This is a genomic window from Kosakonia sp. YIM B13588 (genome assembly GCF_042788165.1).
Taxonomy (GTDB): domain Bacteria; phylum Pseudomonadota; class Gammaproteobacteria; order Enterobacterales; family Enterobacteriaceae; genus Kosakonia; species Kosakonia sacchari.
Genome location: NZ_JBHZPO010000007.1, coordinates 105,457 through 119,284, shown reverse-complemented (window position 1 = coordinate 119,284; position 13,828 = coordinate 105,457). Strand labels below are relative to the sequence as shown.

General features: G+C 57.5%; 11 protein-coding genes. 3 read left to right on the top strand and 8 right to left on the bottom strand.

Annotated features, from left to right (window positions below; genetic code table 11):
• Positions 1-3: 3 nt before the first annotated feature.
• Positions 4-999: an ABC transporter permease gene (locus tag ACFX4U_RS13775; protein ID WP_313506554.1), complete on the bottom strand. Its 996-nt coding sequence runs from the start codon at positions 997-999 to the stop codon at positions 4-6.
• The gene (locus ACFX4U_RS13770; RefSeq protein WP_313506553.1) at positions 996-2,498 is read right to left on the bottom strand and encodes a sugar ABC transporter ATP-binding protein; all 1,503 of its coding nucleotides are present in this window, start codon (positions 2,496-2,498) and stop codon (positions 996-998) included. Before ACFX4U_RS13770 ends, ACFX4U_RS13775 begins: the two co-directional genes overlap by 4 nt.
• Before the next feature lie 162 nt (positions 2,499-2,660).
• Here ACFX4U_RS13770 and ACFX4U_RS13765 point away from each other — a divergent pair, with 162 nt between their 5' ends.
• The gene (locus ACFX4U_RS13765; protein ID WP_305736805.1) at positions 2,661-3,749 is read left to right on the top strand and encodes an oxidoreductase; all 1,089 of its coding nucleotides are present in this window, start codon (positions 2,661-2,663) and stop codon (positions 3,747-3,749) included.
• Positions 3,750-3,803: 54 nt separating this feature from the next.
• Here the strand turns inward: ACFX4U_RS13765 and betA are convergent, their stop codons facing one another.
• Genes betA through betI form a run of 3 tightly spaced genes read right to left on the bottom strand, consistent with a single transcriptional unit; the run spans position 3,804 to position 7,591 of the window.
• The gene (gene betA, locus ACFX4U_RS13760) at positions 3,804-5,483 is read right to left on the bottom strand and encodes a choline dehydrogenase (protein WP_313506552.1); all 1,680 of its coding nucleotides are present in this window, start codon (positions 5,481-5,483) and stop codon (positions 3,804-3,806) included.
• Positions 5,484-5,509: 26 nt separating this feature from the next.
• Positions 5,510-6,982, bottom strand: coding sequence for a betaine-aldehyde dehydrogenase (gene betB, locus ACFX4U_RS13755; RefSeq protein WP_349350607.1), 1,473 nt, complete (start codon positions 6,980-6,982; stop codon positions 5,510-5,512).
• A 12-nt stretch (positions 6,983-6,994) separates the two neighbouring features.
• Positions 6,995-7,591, bottom strand: coding sequence for a transcriptional regulator BetI (betI, locus tag ACFX4U_RS13750; RefSeq protein ID WP_044489591.1), 597 nt, complete (start codon positions 7,589-7,591; stop codon positions 6,995-6,997).
• Between the two features lie 239 nt (positions 7,592-7,830).
• Here betI and ACFX4U_RS13745 point away from each other — a divergent pair, with 239 nt between their 5' ends.
• Positions 7,831-9,861, top strand: coding sequence for a choline transporter (locus tag ACFX4U_RS13745; RefSeq protein ID WP_313506550.1), 2,031 nt, complete (start codon positions 7,831-7,833; stop codon positions 9,859-9,861).
• Positions 9,862-9,889: 28 nt separating this feature from the next.
• Here ACFX4U_RS13745 and ACFX4U_RS13740 read toward each other — a convergent pair whose 3' ends face one another.
• The gene (locus ACFX4U_RS13740) at positions 9,890-10,480 is read right to left on the bottom strand and encodes a TetR/AcrR family transcriptional regulator (protein ID WP_313506549.1); all 591 of its coding nucleotides are present in this window, start codon (positions 10,478-10,480) and stop codon (positions 9,890-9,892) included.
• A gap of 205 nt (positions 10,481-10,685) precedes the next feature.
• Here ACFX4U_RS13740 and ACFX4U_RS13735 point away from each other — a divergent pair, with 205 nt between their 5' ends.
• Entirely contained in the window at positions 10,686-11,375 is a 690-nt protein-coding gene (locus ACFX4U_RS13735; RefSeq protein WP_380218179.1) for an SDR family NAD(P)-dependent oxidoreductase, read from the top strand.
• Between the two features lie 120 nt (positions 11,376-11,495).
• On the opposite strand, the gene ACFX4U_RS13730 is transcribed toward ACFX4U_RS13735, so the two are convergent.
• Complete coding sequence (locus tag ACFX4U_RS13730) at positions 11,496-11,693, bottom strand: YbdD/YjiX family protein (protein ID WP_017455812.1); 198 nt, start codon at positions 11,691-11,693, stop codon at positions 11,496-11,498.
• 20 nt (positions 11,694-11,713) lie between these two features.
• On the bottom strand, positions 11,714-13,819 hold the full coding sequence (cstA, locus tag ACFX4U_RS13725; RefSeq protein ID WP_200551510.1) for a pyruvate/proton symporter CstA: 2,106 nt from the start codon (positions 13,817-13,819) through the stop codon (positions 11,714-11,716).
• Positions 13,820-13,828: the final 9 nt, after the last annotated feature.

Below are 13,828 nucleotides of genomic sequence, written 5' to 3'. Positions count from 1 at the left end.
GAATTAACGACGCTGGAAGTAAGTCAACGCAAGAGCACCGGCCAGCACCAGCCCCTTAATAATGTCCATCGCGTAATAGGGCACGGAGAGCATCACCAGCCCGTTTTGCAGCACGCCGAGAATAACCGCCCCCACCAGCGTGCCGAGCGCATTCGGTTTGCCGGAACCGGCGAGCGAAAAACCGATCCACGCCGCCGCTACCGCATCCATCAAATAACCGCCGCCGGCGTTGACCTGCGAAGAGCCAATGCGTGACGCCAGCAGAATGCCGCCAAGCCCGGCGAGCAGCGAAGCAATGACATACGCCGCCACTTTGTAGCGCGTGGTGCGAATGCCGGAAAGACGCGCCGCTTCCGGATTGCCGCCAATGGCATACATGCGGCGACCGTGGGTGGTCAGCGACAAACCCAACTGCGCAACCACCGTCACCACCAGCATAATGATCACAATGGTGGGCACCTGGCCGAGCAGGCCAAACGCTGCCGGAATGGTGCCTTCTGCCATCTCCCCGCTCGGCAACACCATATTTTCGGTAATCGAGCCGCCATAGCTGTAGGTCATCGCCACGCCCTGAATGACAAACAGGCTGCCGAGCGTTGCCAGCATGTCCGGGATACGCAGCACCACAATCAAAAAGGCGTTAAACAAGCCCACCAGCGTACACAGTGCCAGCGTGATAATGATCGCTTCGGTAGTGCCGACGCCGTGCCAGACAAACAGCGAAATCACCAGCGCGTTCGCCAGCGAAGCGGTCGAGCCGACCGACAGATCAAACCCGCCGATGGTCAGCGAAATGGAGACGCCAATCGCAATCACCGTAACGATGGCGATCGAACGCAAAATGTTGATGATGTTGAACGGATCGAGGAAGTTGTCCGACGCCACGCCGAAAATGGCGACAAGCGCGACCACGGTAAGCAACATGCCCCATTTATAAAGAAAATCAAAAAACTGCTGGCGGGACGTTACCGCCGCATTGACTGAAAGGGCCTTACTCACGGCGCCGTTCCTCCGGTGGAATAATAAAGAAGCGTCTCTTCGCGGGCATCCTCGCCCTGCACTTCTGCCACAATGCGCCCATCCCACAGCACACAAATCCGATCACACAACCCCACCAGTTCGGCGAATTCGCCCGAGGCGTAAATCACCCCTTTGCCTTCGCGCGCCAGCCCGTCAATCAACTGGAACAGGTCGGTTTTCGCTTTCACGTCCACGCCTTTGGTTGGTTCATCAAAAATCACTACATTGGCGTTACCGCGAAGCCATTTGCCAATCGCCACTTTCTGCTGATTGCCGCCGGAAAGACGGCGCAGCGTCTGCCCCGGCCCGCTGGTGCGCACGCCGACGCGGGCAATCACTTCCTGCGCCCAGCGCCAGGCCTGGCGATGCACAAAAAATCCCCAGCGCGAGAAACTGTTATCCCCGCTGATCGACAAATTCATGCTCACCGACTCATCAATAAAGATGCCCTCTTTGCGCCGCTCTTCCGGCACCAGCGCCAGCCCGCGCATCACCGAATCTGCCGGATCGCGCGGTCGCCACGGCTGGCTATTCAGTTCACCGCGGGTGATACGGCTTTTGCTCGCGCCGAACAAGGCTTTGCACAGCTCGGTTTTTCCGGCCCCCGCCAGCCCGGCGATGCCCAGAATTTCCCCTTTGCGCAGGCGCAACGAGATATCTTTCAGCACTCCTTCGTCGTGCAAACCGTCAATGCTTAACAGCACCTCTTCGCTGTGCGGCGGGCGCGCAGGCGGGTAGATGTCGCTCAGCTCATGACCGAGCATTTTCTCGACAATCTCTTCACCGCTCAGCTCACGCATTGGGCCGGATTCAATTAATTTGCCGTCGCGCAGCACCGTTAAGGTGTCGCAAATCGCTTTCAGTTCATGGATGCGGTGCGAGATAAACACCACGCCAATGCCCTGCTGTTGCAGGCGTTTAACCACGGTGAATAAGCGTTCACTTTCGTGCTGGTCGAGCGGGGCGGTAGGCTCATCAAGAATTAAAAAGCGGCAGTGATGCGAAAGCGCGCGTGCCAGCAAAATCTGCTGCTTTTCTGCCAGCGTGCAGCTATCAATTGAGCGTTTCACATCAAGCTCGACGTCCAGTTGCGCCAGCGCCTCGCGCGCCGATTTTCGAATCTCGCCCCAGCGGTAGCGGTGCCCGGCGTCCGCCAGCGTATCGAGCATGATGTTCTCGGCAATGCTTAAACCGGGGATCAGCGCCACATCGACTTCCTGCTGCACCAGATGAATGCCGAACTGTTTGGCATCACGCGGGGTACGAATCGACACCGCCTGGTTGTTGATGGCGATTTCCCCTTCGTAATGGTCATACGTGCCGCACAGCACCGCCATCAGCGTCGATTTCCCTGCACCGTTCGCACCGGTTAAGGCATGCACCGAACCGCCGCGCAGGGTGAAATCCACATGCGACAGCGCTTTAAAGCCGCTAAAGGCCAGGCTAATGCCGCGCATTTCGAGGTGGTTGCTGCTCATTCGCAAGGTGTTCCTGCAATTAATAGGTTGATTTAACGAATTTTTCACAGCCTCGCTTGACTGGCAACGACAGAAAATGCATAAGATAAAGCTAAAAATTATTAGCCATCCGGATGTCCAGACATAACATCGGGTTAGCGATCACGCACAAGGACACAACACATGAACAGTACTGATATCCGCGTCGTACCCGGCCCGGCCAACTACTTTTCCCACGGCGGTAGCCTCGCGCGGCTGCACGATTTCTTCAGCGAAGAACAACTGGCGCGCGCAGTATGGATCTATGGCGAGCGCGCCTTTGCCGGGGCTAAAGCGTTTTTGCCGCAAGGGTTTAACGCGCCAGGTGCAAAACACATTTTGTTTAAAGGCCACTGTAGCGAACACGACGTGAGCGAACTGGTACAGCAGGCGGGCGACGATCGCGCAGTGGTGATTGGGCTTGGCGGCGGCGCGCTGCTGGATACCGCCAAAGCGGTGGCGCGCCGTCTCGGTTTGCCGGTGGTTGCCATTCCGACCATCGCCGCCACCTGCGCGGCCTGGACGCCGCTGTCGGTCTGGTATAACGATGCCGGCCAGGCGCTGCACTTTGAGATCTTCGACGACGCCAATTTCCTGGTGCTGGTGGAACCGCAAATCATCCTCAACGCACCTGCCGAATACTTGCTGGCGGGCATCGGCGATACGCTGGCGAAATGGTATGAAGCGGTGGTGCTAGCGCCGCAGCCGGAAACGCTGCCGCTCACCGTGCGTCTGGGCATTAACGGCGCGCTGGCAATCCGCGATGTGTTGCTGCAGAGCAGTGAACAAGCCCTTGCTGACCAGCAGCGCGGCGAGCAGACGCAGGCATTTCGCGATGTGGTGGATGCAATTATTGCCGGTGGCGGGATGGTTGGCGGGCTGGGCGAGCGTTACACCCGCGTCGCCGCCGCCCACGCGGTACACAACGGTTTAACGGTGCTGCCGCAAACAGAGAAGTTCCTGCACGGCACCAAAGTGGCGTATGGCATTCTGGTGCAAAGCGCCCTGCTCGGCCAGGACGATGTGCTGGCACAGTTGATTAACGCCTATCAGCGCTTCAACCTGCCGACAACGCTTGCGGAACTGGAGGTGGATATTAATAACCGCGCGGAGCTGGATAAAGTGATTGCTCACACTCTGCGCCCGGTGGAGTCGATTCACTACCTGCCGATGGAACTCTCCGCCGATACGCTGCGCGCGGCGTTTGAAAAAGTGGAAGCGCTGTCGCGCTGATCGTTCTTGCTGGCGTAATGCCACCGGTAAGGAGCTTACCGGCGGCATTTTCTTTTACGCCCGCAGCGGTGTGCCGCGAACCGGGCGATCGCCCGCGACAAAGTAATCCGCATTGCTGCGCGGCAGCGGCGTGCGGCCACGGATATTATCGGCGATCTTCTCGCCAATCATAATGGTGGTGGCATTGAGGTTACCGGTGATGATCAGCGGCATGATCGAGGCATCCACCACGCGCAAGGCTTCCAGCCCGTGAACACGCCCTTCGCCATCGACCACCGCCATCTCATCGCTGCCCATTTTGCAGGTGCCGCACGGGTGATACGCGGTTTCCGCATGGTTACGCACAAACTCATCCAGTTGCTCATCGCTCTGGCACTCAATGCCCGGGCTGATTTCCCGCCCGCGATATTTGTCCAGCGCCGGTTGGTTGATGATTTGCCGGGTAATGCGGATCGCATCGCGGAACTCGTGCCAGTCCTGCTCATGGGCCATGTAATTAAACTGAATGGCCGGATGCTGGCGCGGATCGCGCGATTTCAGGCGCACAAAACCCCGGCTTGGCGAACGCATAGAGCCCACGTGGCACTGGAAGCCGTGCGCTTCAACCGCATTTGAGCCGTTGTAGTTAATCGCCACTGGCAGGAAGTGGTACTGAATATTCGGCCAGGCGAACTCCTCGCGGCTGCGGATAAACCCACCGCCCTCAAACTGGTTGCTGGCACCAATGCCGGTGCCGTTAAACAGCCACTCCGCACCGATTTTCGGCTGGTTCCACCACTTCAGCGCCGGATAGAGCGACACCGGCTCTTTGCACTCATATTGCAGGTACATTTCCAGGTGATCCTGCAAGTTTTCGCCCACGCCCGGTAAATCATGCACCAGCGGAATATCAAACTGTTTGAGCAGCTCAGCGGCACCGACGCCGGAGCGCTGCAAAATTTGCGGTGAAGCAATCGCCCCAGCGCAGAGCAGCACTTCCCGGCGCGCATGCACTTCATGCAGCGTGTCGCTGGAACCGTGCAAATAGGCCACGCCAGTCGCGCGTTTGCCGTCGAACAGAATGCGATCGGTGGTGGCATGAGTAATGATTTTCAGGTTCGGCCGCGTTTTCGCCATGTCGAGATAGCCGCGCGCGGTGCTGGAGCGGCGGCCTTTCGGCGTGACAAAGCGATCCATTGGACCAAAACCTTCCTGCTGATAGCCGTTAAGATCGTCAGTGCGTGGGTAACCGGCCTGTACGCCCGCCTCGATCATCGCGGCAAATAACGGATTATTGCCCGGTTTGCAGGTGGTGATGCTAACCGGCCCGTCGCCGCCGTGGTAACCGTTGGCGCCGATATCGCGCGTTTCCGATTTACGGTAATAGGGTAAACAATCCAGATAGGTCCAGCGCTCAAGACCCGGCTGCTGCGCCCAGTTGTCGAGATCCATCGCGTTGCCGCGTACGTAGCACATGCCGTTAATCAGCGATGAGCCGCCCAGCCCTTTACCGCGCCCGCACTCCATGCGGCGATTATTCATGTGCGGCTCAGGTTCCGTTTCATAGGCCCAGTTGTAGCGTTTCCCCTGCAAAGGGTAAGCCAGCGCCGCAGGCATCTGCGTACGAAAATCAAAACGGTAATCGGGACCGCCCGCTTCCAGCAGCAGGACATTCACATCGCTGTCTTCGGTCAGTCTTGTTGCCAAAACGTTCCCTGCGGATCCGGCTCCAATGATGATGTAATCAAATTCCATTCGTCGCTCCTCAGGTTAAAACTTTTTCAAAATACGGACTGAAAACGGCTCAGCTCGAGCTGGACGGATTTGACCTGCGTATAGTTTTGCAGCGTCATCAGGCCATTTTCGCGCCCGACACCGGAGTGCTTGTAGCCGCCCACCGGCATTTCGGCAGCGGATTCGCCCCAGGTGTTGATCCAGCAGATACCCGCTTCAATCTGGTGAATGACGCGGTGCGCGCGGTTAAGATCCTGCGTCACCACCCCCGCCGCCAGGCCGTAATCGGTAGCATTGGCGCGGCGCACCGCTTCCTCTTCGCGCTCATAGGTCAGAATCGACATCACCGGGCCGAAGATCTCTTCGCGCACGATGGTCATCTCGTCGCGGCAATCGGTAAATACAGTGGGTTCTACCCACGCACCGTGGTCAAACTCATCGCCGGTCAGACGCTTACCGCCGCACAGCAGGCGTGCGCCTTCGTTGATGCCGCTTTCGATATAACGCATCACGTTGTCGCGGTGCGCGAAGCTGACCAGCGGCCCGAAATTGGTGTTCAGATCGTTGACATCACCGGCTTTAATGCGCGCCACGCGCTCAACAATTTTCGCTTCGAATGCGGTCTGCAAGGCCGCCGGAATAAACACGCGCGTGCCGTTGGTACACACCTGGCCGGAGCTGTAGAAGTTCGCCATCATGGCGATATCGGCGGCGAGATCGAGATCGGCGTCGTCAAAGATAATCAGCGGCGATTTCCCGCCCAGCTCCATGGTCACCTCTTTCAGCGTCGAGCCAGCCGCATTCGCCATCACTTTCTTACCGCTGGCAACGCCGCCGGTGAAAGAGACTTTGTCGATGCCCGGATGGTCAGTCAGCAACTGTCCTGTTACCGCGCCGCTGCCGTTCAGCACGTTAAATACGCCATCGGGAACGCCCGCTTGGCTGTAAATCTCCGCCAGTTTCAGCGCGGTGAGCGGTGTGACTTCGCTCGGTTTGAAGATCATCGCGTTTCCGGCCGCCAGCGCAGGGGCGGATTTCCACAGCGCAATCTGAATCGGGTAGTTCCACGCGCCAATCCCGGCCACCACGCCAAGCGGCTCGCGGCGGGTGTAGACAAATGAGGTTTCACGCAGCGGAATTTGCTGACCTTCAAGCGAGGGGATAAGCCCCGCGTAATACTCCAGCACATCCGCACCGGTGACGATATCGACGGCCTGGGTTTCACTCAGCGGTTTACCGGTGTCCAGCGTTTCCAGCGCCGCCAGTTCATCATTGCGTTCACGCAGAATATCCACGGCGCGGCGCAGAATCCGCGAGCGCTCCATGGCGGTCATCGCGGCCCAGATTTTCTGTCCTTTTTGCGCGCTGGCAACGGCGCGATCGACATCGGCCTGCCCGGCTTCGTGCACCTCGGCCAGCACCTCGCCGGTCGCCGGGTTGATGGTCTGGAATCTGTTACCCGCCGCAGCCGGGACGTATTGACCATGGATATAGAGCTGCTGTTCTGCGAATCGGGACATACTTCCTCCTTCTCAGTGATTCGTCGCGCCAGCCAGTTGCTGGCGAATGAATTGGGTGGTGAGCGTTCTGGCAATGTCCAGGTTAAAGGGCTTGCCGCTCAGCGCCGCGCGGAGCCAGAGGCCATCGATCAACGAGGCAAGGCCATGCGCCGCCAGCCGTGCCTGTTCACGCGGCAGATCGCGGCGAAACTCCGCCGCCAGCGTGGAAAACAGCCGGCGGCTGCTAACGCGCTCCAGGCGACCAAGCTGCGGCTGATGCATGCTGCTGGCCCAGAAATCGAGCCAGGCTTTCATCGCCGCGCTGTGCACCTGGCTGTCGTCAAAATTGCCTTCGACAATCGCCAGCAAACGCGTTTCGGTACTGGCCTGCGCGAGCGGTTTTAATCGCTGTGCCACGGCGTCGCGCAACTGGCGGGTGATATCGCGCATGGTCGCTTCCAGCAGACCATTTTTGTCCCTGAAGTAGTGGCTGATGATGCCGGTCGATACGCCAGCGCGGCGCGCAATCTGCGCAATCGTGGCATCGTTAATGCCCACTTCGTTAATGGTACTCAGTGTCGCATCAATCAGCTGCCGACGGCGTATCGGCTGCATTCCCACCTTTGGCATGGCTCCATCTCCACCACAATGTAAGGGCCTTATTTAATCTTTTTTTGATTGCACGTTCAATATAAAAAAGGATTTTGTTAGGATACTGTGCTTCAATTGTTAAAAAAACGAAGCAGGAATGTGTAAGCTGAACACGGCGAAACAAACCGCGAGAAAAGAGAGGAACAAGCGCGATAAAACAACCTATGTTATTAAGTTAATCTTTTGAAAAATTACAGGAAATTAACCAGAGGTAACCGATGATTAATCCACCTGCCAGTGAAAAAGACAGAATCAATCCCGTGGTGTTTTACACCTCTGCCGGACTGATTCTGACATTTTCACTGGTCACCATTTTGTATAGCGATTTTGCCGCTGCCTGGATCCAGACTACCGTTAACTGGGTGTCATCCACTTTTGGCTGGTATTACATGCTGGCCGCGACGCTGTATATCGTCTTTGTGGTCTATATGGCCTGCTCACGCTACGGCGCCATCAAACTCGGGCCGGAGCAGTCCAAGCCGGAGTTCAGTTTGCTGAGCTGGTCGGCGATGCTGTTTGCCGCCGGGATCGGTATTGATTTGATGTTTTTCTCCGTGGCGGAGCCGGTCACGCAGTATATGCAGCCACCGGAAGGCGCAGGCCAAACGATGGAAGCCGCGCGTCAGGCAATGGTATGGACACTGTTCCACTACGGTTTAACCGGCTGGTCGATGTATGCGCTGATGGGCATTGCGCTGGGCTACTTCAGCTATCGCTATAACCTGCCGCTCACTATTCGTTCGGCGCTGTATCCTATTTTCGGCAAACGCATTAACGGCCCGATTGGTCACACGGTGGATATTGCTGCGGTGATCGGCACCATTTTTGGTATCGCGACCACGCTCGGCATTGGCGTGGTACAGCTGAATTACGGTTTAAAAGTGCTGTTCGATGTGCCGGAAGGACTAACCGCGCAGATGGCGCTGATTGTGCTGTCGGTAGTGATCGCCACCATTTCGGTCACCTCCGGTGTGGATAAAGGTATTCGCATCCTGTCGGAGCTGAACGTAGCGCTGGCGCTCGGGCTGATCCTGTTCGTGCTGTTTATGGGCAAGACCGATTTCCTGCTCAACGCGCTGGTGCTCAACGTGGGGGATTACATCAACCGCTTTATGGGCATGACGCTCAATACCTTTGCGTTTGATCGCCCGACGCAGTGGATGAACAGCTGGACGCTCTTTTTCTGGGCCTGGTGGGTCGCGTGGTCGCCGTTTGTCGGGCTGTTCCTCGCGCGAATTTCCCGTGGGCGCACTATTCGCGAGTTCGTGCTCGGCACGCTGATCATTCCGTTTACCTTCACCCTGCTGTGGTTGTCGGTGTTTGGTAACGCCGCGCTGTATGAAATCATTCACGGAGATGCGGGGTTCGCCCAGGAGGTTATCTCCCATGCCGAACGCGGTTTCTACAGCCTGCTGGCGCAGTATCCGGCGTTTAAACTCAGCGCTTCTGTCGCCACCATTACCGGCCTGCTGTTTTATGTCACCTCGGCGGATTCCGGCTCGCTGGTGCTGGGCAATTTCACCTCGAAGCTGAAAGATATCAATAGCGATGCGCCAAACTGGCTGCGGATTTTCTGGTCGGTCGCCATCGGTGTACTGACTATGGGCATGCTGATGACCAATGGTATTTCCGCGCTGCAAAATACCACTGTGATCATGGGCTTGCCGTTCAGTTTTGTGATCTTCTTTATTATGGCCGGGCTGTATAAATCGCTGAAGGTGGAAGATCACCGCCGCGCCAGCGCCAGCCGCGAAACCGCACCTTATATTCCGGCGAGCAACGATCGCCTGAGCTGGAAAAAACGCCTCTCGCGGCTGATGAATTATCCGGGCACGCATTACACCCGGCAGATGATGGAAACGGTGATTTACCCGGCGATGCAGGATGTGGCGAAAGAGCTGGAACTGCGCGGTGGACGCGTATCGCTTGAGAATGTCGCGCCGGAGGAAGGCCAGCCGCTGGGCTACCTGGATCTGCGCGTTCACCTCGGTGAGGAGCAAGATTTTGTCTATCAGGTGTGGCCGCAGCAATACTCCGTACCCGGCTTTACCTACCGCGCACGCAGCGGGAAATCGCACTACTTCCGGCTGGAAACCTTCCTGCTGGAGGGCAGCCAGGGCAATGATTTGATGGATTACAACAAAGAACAGGTGATCATCGACATACTGGATCAGTACGAGCGCCACCTGAACTTTATCCATCTGCACCGCGAAGCGCCGGGCAATAACATCGTCTTTCCTCAGCCATAAACAAACGGGCCACTTCGGTGGCCTATTTTTACGACACAGGCCAGAGTCCCATTGCCATACGCGCAATGCCGAGCAGCGTTTCCCGGCTCGCGCCGTCGCGTGCCTGAATCGACATCCCCTGCTGAATGCTGACGTATAACCGGGTCAGCGCGTCGATATCGGTGGTCTCAGGTAACTCGCCGCGCTGCTGCGCCTCGCTCAGGCGCGCTTTTAGCTGCGCAATCCCGCCATTACGCAACTGACGAACCCGCTCGCCCAACCGTTCATGGCCTTCGCTGGCAACCGCGGACAGCGTCACCATGCAGCCGTGCGGCAAATCACAGCGGGTTAATACGTCTGCCGATCGCTCCAGCCACTGAGCAATGGCTTTTTTCGGCGATGACTCACTTGCCATATCACCCCAGATTGCTGGTGCAACGCACTGTTCGTAGTGTTGCAACACCTCATCGTAGAGATCTTCTTTACTGCCGAACGCCGCGTATAAGCTCGGCGATTTAATGCCCATCGCCTCATACAGATCGTTCATGGATGTGGCGGTGTACCCCTTCTGCCAGAAGAGTTTCATCGCTTTATTCAACGCCTCGGTACGGTCGAATTCCCGTGGTCTTCCCCGGCTCACTTTCGCCTCCTCGCATTTTGTGCTGATCGGTATATTAATAACATTGACGAATGTATGGAAGCCTGTTTATTTTAATTATGTATCAATCGACACATAATTCAGGAGCCACCATGTCAAATTCACTTGCAGGAAAACGCGCGCTGGTCACCGGCGCGAGCCGGGGTCTGGGAAAAGCCATCGCCTTAACGCTGGCGCGAGCCGGGGTCTGGGAAAAGCCATCGCCTTAACGCTGGCGCGGGAAGGGGCGGATGTCGCCATCACCTGGGAAAAATCCGCCGATAAAGCACAAGCTGTTGTGGACGCAATCCGCGCGCTGGGGCGTAACGCCGTGGCGATCCAGGCTAATAGCGCCGAGCCACAGGCTGCCCGCGCCGCCGTTGATCAAACCGTGCAGCAACTCGGCGGGCTGGATATTCTGGTCAATAACGCCGGGATCGCGCGCGGCGGCCAGTTAGAAGCGATGTCGCAGGAGGATATCGATGCGATGATCGACGTGAATATTCGCGGCGTGGTCTACTCAACGCAGGCGGCGATTGCCCATCTGCCGGACGGCGGGCGCATTATCAATATCGGCAGTTGCCTTTCCGATCGCGTGCCGTTTAAAGATATCGCCATTTATTCGATGACAAAATCCGCGCTGAACTCGTTAACGCGTGGGCTGGCGCGGGATTTGGGCCCACGTGGCATTACCGTGAACATGGTTAAACCCGGTTCAACGGACAGCGATATGAACCCGGCGGATGGCGAAGGCGCGGACGAGCAGCGTCGTATGATTGCGCTCGGGCATTACGGTGAAGCGCAGGATATTGCCGAAGCGGTCGCTTTCCTCGCCAGCCCGGCGGCGAAGCAGATTACCGGTGCGGATATTGTTGTTGATGGCGGCACCAACGCCTGATCCCGACGTAAATAACTGGCTTAAAGCTGAAAGCTTTCCGGAAGCACCAGCCTGGATGAGGGTTTTCTGTAGATAAAGAAAAGCGGCGCTATGAGCGCCGCTTTTTGAGCAAGACGAGTGTTAACAGCAGCGTGCGCCACCTTTCCCGCCGTAGCGCGCATCCTGGCGCTCGCGGAAAAACTCTTCATAGGTCATCGGCGTCTGCTCCGGGTGCGTCACGCGCATATGCTCGACATAGTTGTCGTAATCCGGAACGCCAATCATCATTTTCGCCGCCTGGCCTAAATACTTCCCGGCTTTTGAAAGCGTATCGAACATAATTCCTCCGCGTTACGCGATTAATGCACACCTTTTGCCTGGCCGACAATCTGCTCAACGTCGCCCGGCATTTCCTGGTACGGCGTCTCGTTCGCTGTCGGTTGATCCTCTTTCAGCGCCGCCAGCGCGGTTTTCAGCGAGTAGAACGCCAGTACCACCACCACGACCATAAAGAAGATGGTTAAACCGGCATCGAGGCGGTTGTTAAACACCAGTTGCGCCAGTTGAGACTGGGTATACTGCGCCGGAATATTGCCGCTGTCGATCATCGCCTGGAACTTGTTGGCGATGGCCAGGAAGCCGACTTTCGCATCCGGGCTAAAGGCTTTTTGCCAGCCTGCGGTGAGCGTACAAACCAGCAGCCAGGCGGTTGGTAGCAGTGCCACCCACGCGTAACGCTGGCGTTTCATCTTGAACAGCACCACCGCACACAGCATCAGCGCCATGCCCGCCAGCATCTGGTTGGCAATGCCAAACAGCGGCCACAGGGTATTTATGCCGCCGAGCGGATCGACCACGCCCTGGTGCAGGAAGTAGCCCCACGCCAGCACACACAAGCCGGTTGCCAGCAGGTTAGCAGGCAGCGATTCCGTGCGTTTGAGGTTCGGTGAAATGACACCGAGCAAATCCTGCAACATAAAGCGCGCTGCGCGTGTCCCGGCATCGACCGCCGTCAGAATAAACAGCGCCTCAAACAGAATGGCAAAGTGATACCAGAACGAGACATCCATCAGGCCGCCGAGCGCACCGTGCAGGATATAAGCCATGCCCACCGCCAGCGTCGGTGCGCCGCCCGCGCGGGAAATGATCGACTGCTCGCCCACTTCGCTGGCAATCTGCCTGAGCGCATCCGGGGTGATACTAAAGCCCCAGCCGCTCACTACTTGCGCCGCCGACGCGACTACATCGGTGGTGCCAGCAGGCGCTAATACCGCCATCGGGCTGTTCATCGCGAAGTAGACGCCCGGATCGATAATGCATGCGGACACCAGCGCCATGATCGCCACGAATGACTCCATCAGCATGCCGCCGTAACCGATAAAGCAAGCCTGCCCTTCACTGGCGAGCATCTTCGGCGTGGTGCCGGAGGAAATCAGCGCATGGAAGCCGGAAACCGCGCCACAGGCGATGGTAATAAACAGGAACGGGAACAAGTTACCGGTCCACACCGGGCCAGTCCCATCGACAAACTTGGTCAGCGCAGGCATGGTCAGCGTCGGGCGCATGATCAGAATGCCAATCGCCAGGCCAATAATGGTGCCGATTTTCAGGAAAGTAGAGAGGTAATCACGCGGTGCCAGTAGCAGCCACACCGGCAGCACCGAGGCGACAAAACCGTAGCCCACCAGCATCCACGTTAGCTGTACACCGGTGAAATCAAAGTACGGTGCAATCGCCGGGTTTGCCGCCACCCAGCCGCCAGAAATAATGGCGAACACCAGCAGCACCAGGCCAATCACCGACACTTCGCCAATCCGCCCGGGGCGCAGATAACGAATGTAGATACCCATAAAAATCGCCAGCGGAATGGTAAAGGCGACGGTGTAAGTTCCCCACGGGCTGTGGGTCAGCGCTTTGACGACAATCATCGCCAGCACTGCGAGGATAATCACCATGATCATAAAGGTCGCCACCAGCGCAATCACGCCAACGGTCGGCCCCATCTCCGCTTTCACCATCTCACCAAGCGAACGCCCGTCGCGACGGGTGGAGATAAACAGCACCATAAAATCCTGCACCGCACCGGCAAGCACTACGCCTGCGAGGATCCAGATCATGCCCGGCAAATACCCCATCTGCGCCGCCAGCACCGGCCCCACCAGCGGACCTGCACCAGCAATCGCCGCAAAATGGTGACCGAATAGCACTTTTTTGTCTGTCGGCACGTAATCAAGACCATCGTTGTAGCGCACCGCCGGAGTCATGCGCGTCGGATCAACCTGCAGCACATTTTTGGCGATATAGAGGCCGTAAAAACGGTAAGCGATAAGGTAGATACAGACCGCGGCAACCACTATCCACAGTGCGTTGATCTGCTCGCCACGATTAAGCGCGATATAGCCGAGGGCAAATGCGCCAACCAGCGACAGCACGCCCCAAATAAGGTATTTCCCTGAGTTGTTCATAGCGGGTAT